Source organism: Vibrio sp. Y51_MX_L26, assembly GCF_024181935.1.
GTDB lineage: Bacteria > Pseudomonadota > Gammaproteobacteria > Enterobacterales > Vibrionaceae > Vibrio > Vibrio diabolicus.
Genome location: NZ_JAMZAS010000003.1, coordinates 170,540 through 188,109 on the forward strand (window position 1 = coordinate 170,540; position 17,570 = coordinate 188,109).

The following is a 17,570-nucleotide window of genomic DNA, read 5'->3' on the forward strand; positions in this document are numbered from 1 at the left end:
AGGGTGACGCAGTTTTTCTTATGAGTGTTGAGTTTTTGAGAAAAAATCGCGCAGGTTTGTACCTGCGCGAGGGAAGATTATGACTTTTTCGCGTAGTAGATAGAAAACTTATTGGTCTTATTTAGCGTCTCGCAATTATTAAACGCTCGCTCAATAATTGGTGGATATTTTAAGAAGCTATTCGCGACAATGATCATTTCACCATGGTTATCGAGATACTTTGGAGCCTGACCCAAGAGTGTTTCTGCTGCGTTGTAGTTCGTATCTAAACCACTGTGGAAAGGTGGGTTACTGATGATAAAACGATAATCGTCGGCAGTGTCTGAGTAAATATCAGAGGCGAATACATGGCCGGTTAATCCATTGGCTTTTAGTGTGGCTTGACTCGATGTGATGGCATACGCGTTAATGTCACACATCTCAATCGCAATTTCTGGATTGGCTTTTGCCATGAAAGCACCTAACACCCCAGCACCACATCCAAAGTCGAGGACTTTACCTGATAGAGTAGGTAAGGTTTCGAGTAATAGGCGGCTACCTAAATCGAATTCGCCATGACTGAATACTCCAGGCAAACTCTTAACAGTCAGTGATTGCTCACCAAGTGTGACCGTATAGGTTTTAAACCAGTCTGCTTGATTGAACGGCTTTGGTTCATTGAGGCAAGTGCCCCAGTAAAATGAACAACGACGAGCGGAATCGTATTTATTGACCGGGCCATACTCTTTGAACATCTTCTCGATGCTTTTAACACCTGAGCGGTTTTCGCCAACCACTACAATTTCAGTGTTCACGCCTAGTTTCGCCATCAACATCGCCAGAAGGTATTCGGCTTCGGCTTTGGCTTTAGGCCAGTACAAAAGCACCATGTCTGCTTGTGTCTCAGTATTAAACTCAGAACCAAAATGGCTTTTAACCTTGTTATGAGTGCGAATTTGACGGTAGAAGCTGTAGTTTGAAGTGAAGACTTCCACAGATTCACAGTGTTTGGTCAGTTCAAGTGGAAAGAGATCTTCGACTTCACCTGCAACTAAAACATGTTTTCCGTTGAAGTACTCGAGCTGACGCTGAGCTATTTGGCTAGGAGCGATATAAGCAGACATAAATTGGGTTCATCAGAAATAATTGGGGCAGATTTTCGCACAATCTGCCCCAAGCTTGAAGTGATTAAGCTGTGACTAGCTGTTGTCTTGCTGGTTGAGGAAGTCTTTGAATTCTTCTTCGTAGATATTAAACAGTACCATTGTCACGGCAAAAATCAGTGGACCGTAAATCAGGCCGATCAATCCAAATAGATGCAGACCACCCAGTAACGAGAAGAAAATCATTAGGGTATTCATGCCTGCGCTGCCTTGCATTAGCAGCGGACGCAATAGGTTATCAATAGAACCAACGACGACCACACTCCACACCGTCAAGAAGATAGCCCAAGTCATATCGCCTGTTAAGAACAAGTACGCCGCTGCAGGAATCCAGATTAGTGCGGTTCCGACCACAGGGATGAATGATGCAAAGCCCATCATCGTTCCCCAGAATAACCCCGGGAAACCAGCGAGCCACATACCGATACCGCCAGCCAGACCTTGAGCAATCGCTGTCATGAATGAGCCCATCACGGCTGATTTAGAAACTTGCTCTATCTCTGTCAATATGCGGTCTTCTTGGCTACGTGAGAGTGGCAGAATATGACGAATCGCAGAGATAATTTTGTCGTGGTCACGAAGCAGAAAAAACAGCACAAACAGCATCAGGAAGAAGTTCATTAGGAAGTTGGTGGCGTCTCCTAAAATTTTGGCGCTGATAGCAACTAGGTTAGAGCCAAACGATGTGGCAAATTGACCAATTTTTTCCGCAATGGCTTTTGGCTCGATTTTATCGAAAGGTAAGTACTCATTAACTATAGCTAAACCTTTGATAACGAAAGGATGTTGGAATATATCTTGGATGCCGCCATTAGTGACCCAGTTGTACGTATTTTGTGAAAAAACAGAGCCTTGTTGAACAATGGCTGCAAATACAAATAGCAGTGGGATAACGATAATAAACGTCAAGACGACACATGACAGCAGCGCGGCCATATTGGGGTGCTTGGGAATTTTCCGCTCAAACCATTCGTGTACCGGAAACATGAGCAAAGAAATGATAAAAGCCATCACAATGGAATTGATGTATGGCTCAACCAATAAGTAGCAAGCAAAAGCAGCGGCGAGTAAAGCGACCATTAGCACTCGGTGACTCGACGTTATTTTTACATTATTTGGCATGAGATTAGTCCAACTTACAGGTGACGTTTACGGTTTTCGCCTTCAAAGATGGCGTTGAACCTTTATTACTTTGCACTCTTAACTCTTTCAACCTTATGACAATGCCGAATTAGAGCAGAGCAATATACCTTGTTATAATGACCACAAATCAGTCGGTTATCAATCAAGAGATGAACTATGGGTTGTTGCAACGGTGATAAAAAGTGTCAAACCGAGAAAAAAGCCAAACGAATACCGTGGTTTGGCATTGTTATTGGTGTTTTAGCAGTATTGGTTATATTGAATTGGCAATAAAAAAGGACCGTGATGGTCCTTTTTTAAATTAGTTATCGCAGCTTTTAAGCGATTATTTTGCTTCTTCTGCAAGAGTTGCAAAACAGCGGTCAGCCGCTTCTAGCGTGGCATCGATTTCTTTTGAACCGTGAGCAAGGGAAGTAAAGCTCGCTTCGAACGCTGAAGGCGCTAGGTAGACACCGTGTTTGAGCATTAAGTGGAAGAAGCGCTTGAAGCGTTCCACATCGCACTTCGTTACGTCTTCGTAGCAAGTCACTTTTTCTTGGTCAGTGAAGAAGAAGCCGAACATGCCGCCCACTTGGTTCACAACCAGAGGAATACCGTGTTTTTCTGCTAGAGACTTAAAGCCATCTGCTAGTTGTTTGGTTTTTGAAGCTAGGCGTTTTTCGTTGCCTTCTTCTTTTAGAAGGTTCAAACATGCATAGCCTGCAGCCATTGCGACAGGGTTGCCAGAAAGCGTACCCGCTTGGTAAACCGGACCCGTTGGCGCAACGTATTGCATTACTTCTTTACGACCTCCGAAAGCACCCACTGGCATACCACCACCGATCACTTTACCTAGTGTCGTTAGGTCTGGCTTGATGTTGTAGTGCGCTTGTGCGCCACCAAGTGCCACGCGGAAGCCTGTCATTACTTCATCAAAAATCAGTAGCGCGCCTTCTTGATCACAGATTTCACGTAGACCTTCGTGGAAACCTTCCACTGGTGGGATACAGTTCATGTTGCCTGCAACTGGCTCAACGATGATACAAGCGATTTCGCCTTTGTTAGCAGCGAATAGCTCGCGTACAGAATCTAGGTCGTTGAATGTTGCTGTTAGCGTGTGCTTAGCAAAATCTGCAGGAACGCCAGGAGAGCTTGGTTGACCAAGGGTCAGTGCACCAGAGCCCGCTTTTACTAGTAAGCTGTCTGCGTGACCATGGTAACAACCTTCAAACTTCATGATCTTGTCGCGACCAGTGAAGCCACGTGCAAGGCGAATCGCGCTCATAGTCGCTTCTGTACCAGAACTTACCATGCGGATTTGCTCCATTGATGGAACAAGTTCAGAAACTAACTCTGCCATCGCGATTTCAAGTTCAGTTGGTGCGCCGAAGCTAAGGCCGCGTTGCGCTGCGTCAATGACGGCTTCGCGGATAACCGCGTGGTTGTGGCCAAGAATCATTGGACCCCAAGAGCCAACGTAATCAATGTACGCTTTACCATCGGCATCAAAAATCAGTGGACCGTCTGCTCGTTCGATAAATAGCGGAGAGCCGCCAACGCCGTTGAATGCACGAACTGGTGAATTGACACCGCCAGGGATGGTTTGCTGAGCTTTTTGATACAGCTCTGATGATTTGGTCATGGGGTTATCCTCTTTTGATTGCTCGGACCAAGTGGAGCGCATTGTACCTAGCTATAATCAAGTTAGAAACGTTTTGCTTAATTTATGTGTTGTTTCGCAGTGTAATCTTATATATCCGCATCTGTTATAAAGAATCGGCGGTGAATACTTGAACGAGTTTGTCAGGTATTGGATAATCGTCTCAATTAGCACAAATTTGACGTCTTGCTTCAGGCTTGACGCATTACACGAGTGAGAGAGGTCTTCGTGAGCGAAGTAAACGTACCATTATCTTTTTCTGACGCAGCAGCATCTCGCGTTAAAGCATTGATTGCTGAAGAAGAAAACCCAGCATTGAAACTGCGCGTATACATTACTGGTGGCGGCTGTAGCGGCTTCCAATACGGCTTTACTTTTGATGAAAATGTAAACGAAGGCGATACGACAATCGTAAACAGTGGTGTAACACTGGTTGTAGACCCTATGAGTCTGCAATATCTCGTTGGCGGCATTGTTGACTACACAGAAGGGTTAGAAGGAGCGCGCTTCTTTGTAAACAACCCAAATGCAACGACAACATGTGGTTGTGGTGCATCGTTTAGTGTGTAATTAACACCAATCAGGCAGCCAGTGGCTGCCTGAACTTTACGTAGAAGGATGTCACGTAAAGTCGCTCTCGCAGAATATGCAGAGAAATAATAAAAAGGACTTTATATGTCTGGATCGTCTTTCGGACGTCGCATTGTCGAGCGCCCGTGGCTAGTATCTCTTATCCTCATATTGCTTCTTGTTGCATGGCTGGCAATAGGTCAACTGAAAGCACAAGATGATAATCTCAATTCTTCGTCCTCTTCAACGAACACCACGCCACTTGCAAAGGTGATGTTCGACACCTTTATTGCTGAACCCACAAGTAAAACCATCGAACTGTATGGACGGACTGCCCCCAATCGTCAAGCGCGCCTTGGCGCTGAAGTCGCGGGTAAAATAGTCAGCCTCACTATAGAAAAAGGTCAAACAGTCAAGCAGGGGCAAGTGATCGCAAGCATCGACAAGCGCGATCTTGGTATTCAGCTCAAGCGGGCTCAGGCGATGCTGTTGGTTAAAGAGAAAGAGTTTAATGCAGCTAAATCGCTAAAAAGTCGCGGACTACAGGGCGAAGTTGCGTTTGCGACAGCACAAGCGGCATTGGTGGATGCTCGAGCGAATTTGAGCAACGTGCAAACGGCATTAAGAAATACCGAGGTGAAAGCACCATTCGATGGCATTGTTGATCACCACTTTGTTGAGTTAGGCGACTTTGTAGGGATTGGCGATCCTATTGCGACGGTCATTGATTTGGACACTTTGGTGATTGAAGCTGATGTCAGTGAGCGGCATATACAATACCTTAAGGAAGGTCTACAAGCCGATGTAAGAACCATTAACCAACAGCATTATCAAGGTCGGGTACGCTACATTGGGCGTGTTTCTTCTGCTTCTACTAACACCTTTCCAATTGAAATCGAAATTGATAACCAAGACGCAAGAATTCCGGCCGGTATGAGCGCTGAAGTACAGTTGCCGTTGAGTGAAGTGTTAGCGGTAAAGATTACGGCTGCAATGCTAGCACTCGATGAAGAAGGTAATTTAGGCGTTAAAACACTGCGTAATGAGCATGTTGAATTTGTTCCGATTCAGCTCGTTAAGGCCGAGGATGATGGTGTTTGGCTCTCTGGGTTAGGAGAGCGAGCCGATATTATCGTACTGGGGCAAGGGTTTGTACGCGATGGCGATCAAGTACTGGCCAACAAAGTTGATGACGTAGTTGTTGAAGCGGCTAGTGAGCAGTAAGGAGCACCTATGTACACTCTGATTGATGCTGCGTTATCTCGCGCTCGCACTATGCTGACATTATTGGTGATGATCTTAATTGCCGGTGTCATTACTTACGTCACGATCCCCAAGGAATCGAGCCCTGATATTACCATTCCTATTATCTACGTTTCCGTTGGACATCAAGGCATTTCTCCCGTCGATGCCGAGCGTTTATTAGTTCGGCCAATAGAGCAAGAGTTGCGCTCTATTGAAGGCGTAAAAGAGATGACCTCTGTAGCATCAGAAGGTCATGCTTCGGTGACGCTGGAATTTAGTGTTGGAGTGGATCTTGATAAAGCGATGGCAGATGTCCGAGACGCCGTTGACCTTGCGAAGCCAAAATTACCAGAGGACAGTGATGAGCCAACGGTAAATGAAGTCACGTTTGCATCTGAAGAGCCTGTTTTGACTGTTGTTCTATATGGCACCGTACCAGAGCGGACCATTGTACAGATTGCCAGAACGCTACGTGATCGTTTGGAGAGTTTCCGTCAGGTTCTTGAGGTTGAAATCGCAGGGGATCGTGAAGACATCGTGGAGATAGTTGTCGATCCGCTATTGATGGAAAGCTACGGTCTCGATCAAGCGGATATCTATAATTTAATCGCCTTGAATAACCGGGTTGTGGCAGCGGGGTTTGTCGATACTGGGTATGGACGCTTTTCGGTAAAAGTCCCATCGGTTTTTGATTCACTGAAAGATGTGCTTGAACTACCGATCAAGGTGAATGGCAAAGAGGTGATCACTTTTGGCGATGTGGCGACAGTACGACGTGCATTTCGCGACCCTGAAAGTTTTGCTCGTTTAGATGGTGAATCTGCCATCGTTTTGGACGTAAAAAAACGGGCAGGGGAAAACATCATTGAAACGGTTGAGCTGGTCAAAGAAGTACTGGCTCAGGGTCAGAAGCGCGCCGAGTGGCCCGACAATTTGCAAGTCAAATACACTTGGGATCAATCCGACGATGTCAAATTGATGCTCAGTGATCTACAAAACAATATCTTATCCGCAATTATCCTCGTAGTGATCGTGATTATTGCCATATTGGGGGTTAGGACCGCGCTTCTCGTAGGGATTTCTATTCCGGGATCGTTCTTGACTGGGTTGTTGGTGTTATCGGTATTTGGGCTTACGGTCAATATCGTCGTACTGTTTGCTTTAATTATGGCGGTGGGCATGTTGGTGGATGGTGCCATTGTGGTGACAGAGTTTGCGGATAGGCGCATGCAAGAGGGTACACCTCGTAAAGAAGCCTATCGAGATGCAGCAAAGCGAATGGCCTGGCCTATTACCGCATCCACAGCAACCACATTGGCTGCGTTTGCTCCGTTACTTTTCTGGCCAGACATTACTGGTGAGTTCATGAAGTACTTACCACTTACTTTAATTGCTACTTTGGCCGCTTCGCTGATGATGGCTCTACTGTTCGTTCCTGTCATCGGTGGGATCATTGGCAAGCCTCAAGTAGTCAATCAGAAAGCTCAGCGAGAAATGGTTGAGCTGCATAACGGCAACTTTGAAAAAGCGACAGGCATTACCAAGCTTTATTACCAGACTCTGTCGGTAGCGATTCGTCATCCATGGAAAGTCTTACTCAGCGCGATACTGCTAGCGGCAGGTGTCGGCTTCACTTACAACAAAGCTGGCTTGGGTGCAGAGTTTTTCCCTGAAGTGGACCCTGCCTTTTTTACCGTTAAAGTTCGTTCTTATGGTGACCTGTCTATTCACGAAAAAGATGTTGTTATGCGCGAAATCGAGAAGGTGATGCTCGGTCATGACGAGTTTGAAAGTGTCTACACGCGCACGGGGTCGAGCGATAATGGGGACGAGATTGGCCAGATTCAAATAACTCCTGTGGACTGGCAGTATCGACGCAAAGTGAAAACCATTATTGAGGAACTAAAAGAGACCACAGATCGCTTTTATGGTGTTGAACTTGAATATAAATTCCCGGACGCAGGACCGCCTGTCGAGCATGATCTCGTGATTGAAGTGTCATCACGAAACTTGAGTGTTAGTGCGTTAGATGAAGCGGCCAAACAAGTCCGACACTGGGCTGATGGTAATCCTGCACTGACCAATTTGAGTGATACCACTAATAAGGAAGGGATTGATTGGCAAATTGATATCCAGCGAGATGACGCTTCTCGCTTTGCAGCGGATGCTACCTTAGTCGGGAATACCGTCCAGTTTGTTACGAACGGTTTGAAAATAGGCGATTATTTGCCCGATGATGCGGATGAAGAAGTCGATATTTTGGTGCGCTATCCACAAGATAAGCGCGATATTGGTCGATTTGACCAACTGAGAGTGAAAACGGCAGCTGGTTTGGTGCCAATCACGAACTTTGCTCAAATTAAGCCAGATCATAAGCAAGATACCATTCGTCGTGTAGACGGCCATCGAGTTATCAATATCAAAGCAGATATGGTGGAAGGTTACAATTTGGCGCTTGAGCTACCGAAGATTGCCGTTGGAATGGAACAGCTCGACTTACCGGAAGGCATTGAATATAAGATTCGGGGTCAAAATGAAGAGCAGGAAAACTCATCAGCATTCTTACAAAATGCTTTTATTGTCGCGCTTGGTGTGATGGCTCTGATTTTAATTACGCAGTTTAATCGCTTTTATCAAGCTTTCTTAATCCTCAGTGCTGTGTTGTTTTCTACCGTTGGGGTCTTTGCTGGATTGCTTATTTTCCAAAAGCCATTTGGCATCATCATGTCGGGAATAGGGGTGATTGCGCTTGCAGGTATTGTTGTGAATAACAACATCGTATTAATCGATACTTATAATCAGATGCGTAAACGTGGCTTAGATAAATCTGAGGCTATTTTGCGCACAGGTGTGCAGCGTTTAAGACCCGTTTTACTCACGACGGTGACCACCATATTAGGCTTATTGCCAATGGTGTTAGAAATGAACATCGACTTAGTTAACCAGAAAGTGGAGTTTGGCGCACCAAGCACTCAATGGTGGTCTCAGCTTGCGACTGCTGTCGCGGGTGGTTTGGCGTTTGCGACTTTGCTAACGTTAGTTCTGACACCGTGTTTGCTTATGCTCGGGAGAGAGCATCACTCCGAAAAGTAAGCTTCATCGTGATGATATTAAAGAAACAAAAAGGGCAGCTGAGCTGCCCTTTTCAATACCTGGCTTACTTCATTGCTAGCAGTTTGCTGTAGCGCTCAAGTTTGTCCATGCTAATTTTCGCGTTTGCCATGAAAGTTTGTCTCGCTTTTCCTGTTAGGGATTTAGATTGTGGCAAATTCACCGTGCGCGGGTTTTTATGGACACCATTCACAAGGAACTCATAGTGCAGGTGAGGGCCTGTTACACGACCTGTTCCGCCAAGCGTACCAATGGTTTGGCCTTGTTTAACGCGTTGACCAGCTCGTACCGTACGTTTGGTTAAGTGCAGGTACTTGGTAATGTAAGTATTGCTATGTTTAATGAAAACGTAGTTACCATTAAATTTGTTGTAAGACGATTTTTGAACGACACCATCACCAGCCGCCCAAATCGGGGTGCCTACAGGTGCTGCATAATCTGTGCCTCTGTGAGGACGAACGCGTCCCGTTACAGGGTGTAAGCGGCGTGGGTTGAAGTTAGACGAAACTCGACGGAAATCCAACGGTGCGCGCAAGAACGCCTTTTTCATTGCTCGTCCATTTTCGTCATAATACTTGCCACTTTTCTGATCCAGTATTGCGGTGAAAGTATCGCCTTGGTTTTTAAATATCGCAGCAATGATTTTTCCGCGTCCAATCACTTCACCTTCTACCACTTCCTCTTGGTAAAGCACTCGGAAGCTGTCGTTCTTACGAATATCTAAAGCAAAGTCGATATCCCAGCCAAATATGCCGGCCAGTTCCATGATTTGGTTGCCATTTAATCCCGAAGAGATTCCCGCATTCCAAAAGTTTGATTTGATGGTGGCTTCAGCGTAGTTGTACTGGAAGTCGACTTCTTTTTTATCGACTTCTGAGACGTATTTGCCGTCTTTTAACGTGATACGAAAAGTTTCGAATGCGCTTAATGTTCTTCTTAACTGTACTAAGTCGTTGTTTTCATCAAAACCGAATTGCAATCGATCGCCAGGTCGAAGCCGGGTTAATTGCTTTTCCACTTCTTTGTCTGATGAGACAAGCTCATGCAATAGGCGGGCAGAAAGCCCCACGCGACTAAACAAGATGGCGGCACTCTCACCATTTTTCACTTTGTACGTTTCCCAACGCAGTACAGCGGAGGACGCTGGAGACGAACTGTTTAGTGCACTGAGTTCTAGGGAAACTGGCACAGGATAATGTTGACCAACTTTTAATCGGCTCTGCTGCGGGTCTAGGTCTTGCGGATCAGGTAAAAAGAAGAGCGCGAAGATAATCAGCGCACTAAAAAAACCGATCAATACTTTGTGCAAGAGTGGAAGTCGGACAAAAATCGAATGCATGAGGTACTTGATTGCTAAATTAAACGGAAAAATTGACAACTACCTAGTCTAACGTGTTTCAAAATGCATCGCTATTCAAGTAATATGTTCAGCTATTATATTTTTGCCAAATCTGTGGGAGTGAACAAGAATGGCGAGCATTGAAGCTGCACTAGCCGAGATTAAGCGCGGTGTTGAAGAGCTGATTCCAGAAGAAGAGCTTATCGCAAAACTAAAAGAAGACCGTCCTCTACGTATTAAATTGGGTGCGGATCCTACGGCTCCAGATATTCACCTAGGTCATACGGTTATTTTCAATAAGCTTCGCTTGTTCCAAGAGCTAGGTCATGAGGTGACGTTCCTAATTGGTGACTTCACTGCAATGGTTGGTGACCCAACAGGTAAAAACACAACACGTCCACCGCTAAGCCGCGAAGACGTATTGCGTAATGCAGAAACTTACAAAGAGCAGGTATTCAAAATTTTAGACCCTGCAAAAACTAAGATTCAGTTCAACTCTGAGTGGTTATCTGAGCTTGGTGCAGAAGGTATGATTCGTCTTGCTGCAAACCAAACCGTTGCTCGTATGCTAGAACGTGATGACTTTAAAAAGCGTTACGCGGGTGGTCAGCCAATTGCTATTCATGAGTTCATGTACCCACTTCTACAAGGTTGGGACTCAGTAGCAATGGAAACTGACGTTGAGCTTGGTGGTACTGACCAGAAGTTCAACCTGCTAATGGGGCGTGAACTGCAAAAGTCTCACGGTCAAAAACCACAGGTTGTACTGATGATGCCTCTTCTAGTGGGCCTTGATGGCGAGAAGAAGATGTCTAAGTCAGCAAATAACTACATCGGTATCAGCGAAGCGCCAAGCGAAATGTTTGGTAAAATCATGTCTATTTCTGATGACCTAATGTGGAGCTACTACGAGCTGCTATCTTTCCGTCCTCTGGAAGAGATTGCTCAATTCAAAGCTGATGTAGAAGCGGGCAAAAACCCTCGTGACATCAAAGTATTGCTAGCAAAAGAAATTATTGCTCGTTTCCACAGTGAAGCTGATGCAGATGCGGCAGAGCAAGAATTCGTAAACCGTTTTGCGAAGAACCAAATTCCTGATGAAATGCCAGAATTTGATTTTGATGCAGGTCGCCCAGTGAGCAATCTGTTGAAAGAGGCTGGCTTATGCCCATCATCGTCAGATGCGATGCGTATGGTTAAGCAGGGCGCTGTGAAGATAGATGGTGAAAAAATTGCGGACAGCAAATTTGCTCCAGCAGCGGGTACTTACGTGTTCCAAGTAGGCAAACGTAAATTTGCACGTATTACTATTCAGTAATCAATAATCGCTGCAAATGAAAGCGCCTGATGGGCGCTTTTTTTGTATAAAAATTTAGCGAAAAAGACAAAGTAAAACTTCCAAACATGTTTAACTTTGCTACTATACTCTCGCTGCCAATAATGGCAGCGTTATCGGAGATTTACATGAACAATACCGACCATCCTCCCAGTCGTTGGGTGAGTAAGAGCAAGGGAGCGAAATAACCCGCTTCGGTATTGGCGATCTCCGCCTTACCTAAGTGGTGAGGCATCTTTTCTAATTTTCTTCTCGTTATTTCCTTCATACATTCTGAATAGACAGTGCGTCCGCATTGGTTTTCTCTGTGCATCTTAATTGTTGTGTGACTTTAAGTATGCAAGAGTGACTTTGCGTGCCTTGTCGATGGTCGTTACCAATGCCAATCGGGAGATTCGCCATGACGGTAATGAACAACACTTTTATTGAAACAACACCAAACTTTTCTGAAGTAGAAATTGGTGCAGCTCGCAATGCATTTTTGCAGTATGAGCAAGAGCAACAAGTCCATTTGCTTACGATCATGCCGATCGATGAGGCGGTAGGTATTTTGCAGCATTGCTCTGTCGGTTATGTGAATAGTCTTATTGCTCAACTTGAGCAAGCAGGCCATGACAAACGCGCACGTCATTATGCTCACCAATTGGGTTTGCATATGTCTGAAGTTGATACACCTGATGGTTATTTATCGACTAGTGTTTTGGGGCACGTGAAGCAGCGTATTGGGTGGATCATTGCACTGGCCCTTTTAGGGATTGTGTCGGGTTTGATCATTGCTCAGTATGAGGACACCCTTAGCCAGCTCGTTTTGCTTGCGGTGTACATGCCTGTGATCGCTGCGGCTGGTGGTAATACAGGAACACAAGCTGCAACTTTGGTGATTCGTGCTCTTGCAACTGGGGAGCTAAAGAAACGCCAATGGCTAGAAGTTTTGTGGAAAGAGAGCCGCGTTGCTCTATTTATTGCGTTAGCTATAGCTATCGTGATGATTGGACGCATTATGTTATTTAGTGCCGGTCAATCAACTGGGGGCTTTGAACTTACCGATATCGCATTGGCAATAGCGGTTGCGTTATTCATCCAAGTAACGATTTCTACAACATTAGGTGGGCTGCTACCAATTATTGCACGAGCTTGCAAGATGGACCCAGCGGTATTGGTGAGTCCAGTGCTTGCATCTATCGTCGATATCTCAGGGATGTGGATATACTTTAATGTGGTGAACTATTTCTTGGGTATCGCCTGACTAAAGTTCACAATATCATTGTAAAAAAGCTGCTCAAAATGTGTAATAGGGGCGATGACAGGTTTGTTATCGTCCCTTTTTTCTGGGAAGTAGTCTGAAACAAACTGAACAAAAACGGTATTAGGTTGACCATTTTTATCCAAGCCATATCCGGCCATGTTGTAAGTTCCGTAGAGGGAGCCGCTTTTGGCGATCAATTGTCCTTTAATTGGCAACTTTCGCATACTTTGTCGGTACTTTAGTGTGCCTGACTCACCTGACTTCGGCATGATGGCGATCAGTTTAAGCTCGTCTTCGTGCTGCCAAATATAACGAAGAATTTCCGCCATTTTGGTGGCGGAGATACGATTGTTTCGCGAAAGTCCTGAGCCGTCTTCTAGGCGCGCATTACGAATATCAATACCAGTGTTGGCGAAAATGATCTGCTTGATCGCCTCTGTACCGTTGGCAAAGCTACCTGACTGAACAAAAAACGTAGCGCCAAGTGTTTTGGTTAATGTATCTGCAATCAAGTTATCAGAGTTTTTAAGCATCTCTTCCAGAATGTCTGGTAATGCTTCTGATTGATGCATGGCGATTAGCTTGCGCTGTTTTTCCGGAGCCGAGCCGATCCTAATCTTTCCTGACAACTCAATATTGAGCTGCTTAAGCAAAGCTGCCAATCTATGGCTGGTATAAAGTTCGGGATCTTGAACGGCAAATTTAAGTGGCAATGGTTTCTCCCTCTCAACTAAGCATCCAGTTAGTTTGTAGTTGTTATCAGGGTTTGCGACTAAGCCTAAATCGCAATGACGACTTTTCTTAATGGTTTTAGAAACGGTCTCGACAGTACTTGTGACACGAATAGGTTGATGCTCAGGTACGTAGACTCGAGTCCCACCGTCTTTTTGCGTATAGATAGAAGCCTGCACACAGTTGTTATTGAGTGTGATGGTCGATGCCGGAGCGCTGTAGCAAACTCCCAAGATATCCCACGGCCAGCCCACTGCACGGTTGTAACCAGTGAATGCGCTGTTATCGAGCCATAAGTCACCGTCAATACGCTTTAAGCCATTTTTCTTGGCTAGGGTAAGAAGTGATTTTAAATCGTTGGTTTGGAGCGTTGGATCGCCGACAAAGTAAATCACTGCGTCTGAGCTCGACGCTTCTAGTTTGGTTCGAAAGCGGAAGTTATCACCCAGCTCTAACTTTGCCGCTAATGCTGTGACGATTTTTAATGTACTGGCTGGTGGGAATAATTGTTCGGTAGGATGAACACCGTCAAGTTCAGCATTCTCACTGAGTTTTTCCGCGACTAAACTGATGCGAGAGCCTTCCGGCAACACTTCTTGATGAGGGTACGCTTGTGAAAAAGCAGAAAGTAATGAAGAGAATATGAGCAAGGGCCAACGTAAACGCATAATGATACTTTCTAAGGTGAGTTATGTGATTGAGTATACGCAAGTCCTTTCAATATGCTAGGTAACTAAAGAAATGCTTTATATGTCATCAGGAATGAGACATGAGAGAAAGGCGCGCGGCTTAAAATGGAGTATAAAAAATGCCCGCTTGAAGCGGGCATTCGATATTCTAATCAAAGACCGGAATTAGAAGTCGTAACGTAGACCTAGAGCTAGCTCGTCTTCAGCATCGATCTTGTTCGCAACTGTCTTACCGCTAGTTGAGCCGAACTTATCGCCAGCGTCAATTAGGTTGAAGTTGTAAGAAACGTAACCGCGGAAGTTAGGTTTGAAGTAGTAAGAAGCATCAACAGCGAAGTTGTTTGCAGAAGTTTCATTGTCAGTTTCTGCATTGTTGTACGTCGTTGTGAATACTGTTTGACCTAGCGTGTAAGCACCCGCTAATTCGTAACCAGTGTAATCAACAGTGTTACGGTTGTTTGAGTCTTCCATTTTCTCGCCGTCAGTGAATACACCAGCGAAGTAAAGATCAGACATTGTGTAAGATGCAGCTAGCATGTACTCGTTAGCTTCGTCTTGATCTGCGTAACCAGCACCTAGCTCAAGACCAGTGTCAGCTAGAGCGTAGATTGCAGATAGAGAGTAACCGTCTTGTTTGTTGTCGTAGTACTCACCAGTGTTTTTGTTTTCCATACGATCAGCGAAGCGGTAGCTTGCTTTAACACTTAGGTTTTCGAATTGACCTTTGTAAGCCATCATGTTGTCTGTACGGTCTGCTACAGCTAGTTTGTCTGCTGCAGAGTTACCGTGGTAAGCCATGATATCTGTGAAGTCAGTGATAACGCCTAGTGCACCTTCAGTTTTACCGTATGCGAACTCACCGTAAGCACCGCCAAGACCAGCGTAAGCAAGACGAGTTTCTAGATCGCTCTTGTCGTCGCCGTCTACAGTACCGTTTTGAGCAGTCTCAAATTCACCTTCCCAGAAACCAACACCGTATAGGTTGTCATTGATCTCTTGTTTACCAAGGAAGTTTAGACGGATGCGAGATTTGTCTTGAGCGTCGCCATCTTTCATAGATAGACGTGCTTCAGCACGGCCGCCCATTTCTAGAGAAGTGCCGTCTTGGTTGTAAAGTTCAGCTGCGTTTACGCCAGTTGCCATAGCTGCTGCAGATACAGAAAGAGCAATTAGAGTCTTTTTCATCTTATTTGTCCTAGTTAGCTGTCCATAATCATTGTTGTATGGGGGAGAGGTAATCTCTCACAAGTTGTTGGTCTATAATCGGCCAATGAGCGGTATAATTCGCCCTTGTAAGCCTTTGATCTAACAACTCGCTGGACATGTTTTACTGCTAAAGTTTCCGTATGAGTTAGTAAAATGATATAAATCGTATCGATGAACACTGTTCGATTGGTCTGGTTTTTGATTTAACTTTTTGTTTTAAATGGGATTTTGTGGATATAACATTCGTCTGACATTGATTAGTTTTTATCTTTTTTGATGTTTTTTGTGTAATGAACAGTGTTGTTTTTCAACAAATTGCGACAGTGATGCACTCTAGAATCGTTCTAAAAGTGACTTATATCATTATGCCGAAAGGGCATAGTCTTACAGCGTTTCGAATTAAGATGATTTCGTCCGGGAGTTTGTTTACACTAAATGAAATACATCTTTAAGCGCACTACCCAGCCCTATGGCAGGGTGGGCTTTTTTTTGTCCAAAGACCCATTTGGGCTTGAGGTTATAAAATGGAAAAAGTTCCAATGACACTACGTGGCGAGCAAAAGCTACGTGCAGAACTCGATCGTCTACTTAAACTACGTCCTCAAATTTCAGAGGCAATCGCTGAAGCTCGTGAGTTAGGTGATTTAAAAGAGAACGCAGAATATCACGCCGCTCGAGAAGAGCAGGGTATCTGTGAAGCACAAATCCGTGACATTGAATACAAACTGTCAGTTGCTCAAGTAATTGATGTAACGAAGATGGAGAACACGGGTAAAGTTATTTTTGGTTCAACCGTAACCTTGATTGACATCGACACCGAAGAAGAAAAAACATACCAAATTGTTGGTGATGACGAAGCAGACATTAAAGCTGGCCGTATTTCAGTAAGCTCACCAATTGCTCGTGGCTTGATCGGTAAGATGGAAGGCGATGAGGTTGCTATTCAAACTCCGGGTGGCGCGAAAGACTTCGAAATCGATCGAGTAGAATACATCTAAGTCGTTGAGAGTAATTTTGTTACTCCAATAAAACGCAAAAAGGTCGCCAATGGCGACCTTTTTTCTTCAGCAACGTAAGTAGAATTACTTACGAGGGATTTCGATTTTACGCTCTTCAGACTGGCGGTACAGCACAAGCACTTTACCAATAGTCTGAACTTTTTCTGCGCCCGTCTCACGTACGATAGCGTCGATGATTAGCTGTTTTGTTTCACGATCTTCTGAAGCAACTTTTACTTTGATCAGTTCGTGATGGTTAAGAGCGATTTCAATTTCTGCTAGCACGGCTTCTGTAAGTCCATTTGCGCCCATTAGCACGACAGGTTTTAAACTGTGAGCTAGGCCTTTAAGGTGCTGCTTTTGTTTGGTGCTTAGGTTCATTACGCGGCCAATTTTCTTTAAAATAAGGGTTGAAAAAAGCTATTTTAACGCCATCTATTGCTGAAGACTATAATTTATTGAGTAATAGGTAGCGCCTATTAAAACAATAGCTCCAATTTGCGCCTTGTTGGGATTAAAATGAGTAAACAAAAACATTCGGCTAGTTCTGGTCGTTGGTTGAAAGAACACTTTGATGATAAATACGCGAATGAGGCTCGTAAAAAAGGCTATCGCTCACGTGCTTATTTCAAGATCGATGAGATTCAAACGAAAGATAAATTGTTAAAGCCTGGGATGACAGTCGTCGATTTGGGTGCGGCTCCGGGCGGGTGGTCTCAATATGCTGCTAAGATAGTAGGAGACAGTGGTCAGATCATTGCGTGTGATTTGCTTCCTATGGACCCGATTGCGGGTGTCAGCTTTTTACAAGGCGACTTTCGCGATGATGCTGTATTGGAAGCTTTGCTAGAAAGAATCCAACCTTCAATGGTAGACGTAGTAATGTCTGACATGGCACCTAATATTGCGGGAAATAACTCTGTTGACCAACCTCGTGCTATGTATTTAGTTGAATTGGCTTTAGATATGTGTCGACAAGTTCTAGCGCCTAATGGTAGCTTTGTCGTAAAGGTTTTCCAGGGGGAAGGCTTCGATCAGTATGTGAAAGAAGTCCGAGACATGTTTAAAGCCGTAAAAATTAGAAAACCAGACTCATCGCGAGCTCGCTCTCGAGAAGTCTTTGTTGTAGCCACTGGTTACAAAGGTTAACCATTTTGCTCTCTTGAGAGCGTGT

At 44.7% G+C, this 17,570-nt stretch carries 14 protein-coding genes; 7 read left to right on the forward strand and 7 right to left on the reverse strand.

Going from position 1 to position 17,570, the window contains the following annotated elements; all coding sequences use genetic code 11:
- Positions 1-77: 77 nt before the first annotated feature.
- The 3 genes from rsmC to hemL all read right to left on the reverse strand — a co-directional run bounded on the left by rsmC (position 78) and on the right by hemL (position 3,906).
- Complete coding sequence (rsmC, locus tag NL645_RS09425; protein ID WP_005394693.1) at positions 78-1,103, reverse strand: 16S rRNA (guanine(1207)-N(2))-methyltransferase RsmC; 1,026 nt, start codon at positions 1,101-1,103, stop codon at positions 78-80.
- 75 nt (positions 1,104-1,178) lie between these two features.
- Positions 1,179-2,264: an AI-2E family transporter gene (locus NL645_RS09430; protein ID WP_048625951.1), complete on the reverse strand. Its 1,086-nt coding sequence runs from the start codon at positions 2,262-2,264 to the stop codon at positions 1,179-1,181.
- 346 nt (positions 2,265-2,610) lie between these two features.
- Positions 2,611-3,906 (reverse strand): glutamate-1-semialdehyde 2,1-aminomutase, encoded by a 1,296-nt coding sequence (hemL, locus tag NL645_RS09435; protein WP_012841437.1) that lies wholly within the window; start codon positions 3,904-3,906, stop codon positions 2,611-2,613.
- Positions 3,907-4,152: 246 nt separating this feature from the next.
- Here hemL and erpA point away from each other — a divergent pair, with 246 nt between their 5' ends.
- From erpA to vmeK, 3 genes are all read left to right on the forward strand, one after another.
- A complete protein-coding gene (gene erpA, locus NL645_RS09440) occupies positions 4,153-4,494 on the forward strand; it encodes an iron-sulfur cluster insertion protein ErpA (protein ID WP_005380031.1) in 342 nt (113 codons plus the stop codon).
- 105 nt (positions 4,495-4,599) lie between these two features.
- Positions 4,600-5,718 carry an efflux RND transporter periplasmic adaptor subunit gene (locus NL645_RS09445; protein WP_150919379.1) on the forward strand — a complete coding sequence of 373 codons (1,119 nt, stop codon included), beginning with the start codon at positions 4,600-4,602 and terminating at the stop codon, positions 5,716-5,718.
- Positions 5,719-5,727: 9 nt separating this feature from the next.
- Positions 5,728-8,832, forward strand: a complete 3,105-nt coding sequence (gene vmeK, locus NL645_RS09450) for a multidrug efflux RND transporter permease subunit VmeK (protein ID WP_253651618.1) — start codon at positions 5,728-5,730, stop codon at positions 8,830-8,832.
- A 64-nt stretch (positions 8,833-8,896) separates the two neighbouring features.
- Here vmeK and NL645_RS09455 read toward each other — a convergent pair whose 3' ends face one another.
- Entirely contained in the window at positions 8,897-10,189 is a 1,293-nt protein-coding gene (locus NL645_RS09455) for a peptidoglycan DD-metalloendopeptidase family protein (protein ID WP_065645536.1), read from the reverse strand.
- A 130-nt stretch (positions 10,190-10,319) separates the two neighbouring features.
- Here NL645_RS09455 and tyrS point away from each other — a divergent pair, with 130 nt between their 5' ends.
- Positions 10,320-11,507 carry a tyrosine--tRNA ligase gene (gene tyrS / locus NL645_RS09460; protein WP_065645535.1) on the forward strand — a complete coding sequence of 396 codons (1,188 nt, stop codon included), beginning with the start codon at positions 10,320-10,322 and terminating at the stop codon, positions 11,505-11,507.
- Positions 11,508-11,925: 418 nt separating this feature from the next.
- Complete coding sequence (locus NL645_RS09465) at positions 11,926-12,771, forward strand: magnesium transporter (RefSeq protein ID WP_012841442.1); 846 nt, start codon at positions 11,926-11,928, stop codon at positions 12,769-12,771.
- Here NL645_RS09465 and dacB read toward each other — a convergent pair.
- Together dacB and NL645_RS09475 are read right to left on the reverse strand one after the other, a co-directional pair.
- Positions 12,750-14,171 carry a serine-type D-Ala-D-Ala carboxypeptidase gene (gene dacB, locus NL645_RS09470; RefSeq protein ID WP_253651619.1) on the reverse strand — a complete coding sequence of 474 codons (1,422 nt, stop codon included), beginning with the start codon at positions 14,169-14,171 and terminating at the stop codon, positions 12,750-12,752. The two genes, NL645_RS09465 and dacB, sit on opposite strands and share 22 nt — an antisense overlap.
- Before the next feature lie 186 nt (positions 14,172-14,357).
- Positions 14,358-15,377, reverse strand: coding sequence for a porin (locus tag NL645_RS09475; RefSeq protein WP_253651620.1), 1,020 nt, complete (start codon positions 15,375-15,377; stop codon positions 14,358-14,360).
- 545 nt (positions 15,378-15,922) lie between these two features.
- Between NL645_RS09475 and greA the strand changes: the two genes are divergently transcribed.
- Positions 15,923-16,396: a transcription elongation factor GreA gene (gene greA, locus NL645_RS09480; protein ID WP_005380065.1), complete on the forward strand. Its 474-nt coding sequence runs from the start codon at positions 15,923-15,925 to the stop codon at positions 16,394-16,396.
- Between the two features lie 84 nt (positions 16,397-16,480).
- Here the strand turns inward: greA and yhbY are convergent, their stop codons facing one another.
- Positions 16,481-16,777: a ribosome assembly RNA-binding protein YhbY gene (gene yhbY / locus NL645_RS09485; RefSeq protein ID WP_005380066.1), complete on the reverse strand. Its 297-nt coding sequence runs from the start codon at positions 16,775-16,777 to the stop codon at positions 16,481-16,483.
- A 138-nt stretch (positions 16,778-16,915) separates the two neighbouring features.
- On the opposite strand from yhbY, the gene rlmE reads away from it, so the two are divergent.
- Positions 16,916-17,545: a 23S rRNA (uridine(2552)-2'-O)-methyltransferase RlmE gene (gene rlmE / locus NL645_RS09490; protein ID WP_005388985.1), complete on the forward strand. Its 630-nt coding sequence runs from the start codon at positions 16,916-16,918 to the stop codon at positions 17,543-17,545.
- The last annotated feature ends 25 nt before the right edge of the window (positions 17,546-17,570 follow it).

What these genes read in the sequence shown, in the direction of transcription:
- rsmC (WP_005394693.1), bottom strand. Translation starts at nt 1,103, where the DNA reads ATGTCTGCTTATATCGCTCCTAGCCAAATAGCTCAGCGTCAGCTCGAG.
- NL645_RS09430 (WP_048625951.1), bottom strand. Translation starts at nt 2,264, where the DNA reads ATGCCAAATAATGTAAAAATAACGTCGAGTCACCGAGTGCTAATGGTC.
- hemL (WP_012841437.1), bottom strand. Translation starts at nt 3,906, where the DNA reads ATGACCAAATCATCAGAGCTGTATCAAAAAGCTCAGCAAACCATCCCT.
- NL645_RS09445 (WP_150919379.1), top strand. Translation starts at nt 4,600, where the DNA reads ATGTCTGGATCGTCTTTCGGACGTCGCATTGTCGAGCGCCCGTGGCTA.
- vmeK (WP_253651618.1), top strand. Translation starts at nt 5,728, where the DNA reads ATGTACACTCTGATTGATGCTGCGTTATCTCGCGCTCGCACTATGCTG.
- NL645_RS09455 (WP_065645536.1), bottom strand. Translation starts at nt 10,189, where the DNA reads ATGCATTCGATTTTTGTCCGACTTCCACTCTTGCACAAAGTATTGATC.
- tyrS (WP_065645535.1), top strand. Translation starts at nt 10,320, where the DNA reads ATGGCGAGCATTGAAGCTGCACTAGCCGAGATTAAGCGCGGTGTTGAA.
- NL645_RS09465 (WP_012841442.1), top strand. Translation starts at nt 11,926, where the DNA reads ATGACGGTAATGAACAACACTTTTATTGAAACAACACCAAACTTTTCT.
- dacB (WP_253651619.1), bottom strand. Translation starts at nt 14,171, where the DNA reads ATGCGTTTACGTTGGCCCTTGCTCATATTCTCTTCATTACTTTCTGCT.
- NL645_RS09475 (WP_253651620.1), bottom strand. Translation starts at nt 15,377, where the DNA reads ATGAAAAAGACTCTAATTGCTCTTTCTGTATCTGCAGCAGCTATGGCA.
- greA (WP_005380065.1), top strand. Translation starts at nt 15,923, where the DNA reads ATGGAAAAAGTTCCAATGACACTACGTGGCGAGCAAAAGCTACGTGCA.
- yhbY (WP_005380066.1), bottom strand. Translation starts at nt 16,777, where the DNA reads ATGAACCTAAGCACCAAACAAAAGCAGCACCTTAAAGGCCTAGCTCAC.
- rlmE (WP_005388985.1), top strand. Translation starts at nt 16,916, where the DNA reads ATGAGTAAACAAAAACATTCGGCTAGTTCTGGTCGTTGGTTGAAAGAA.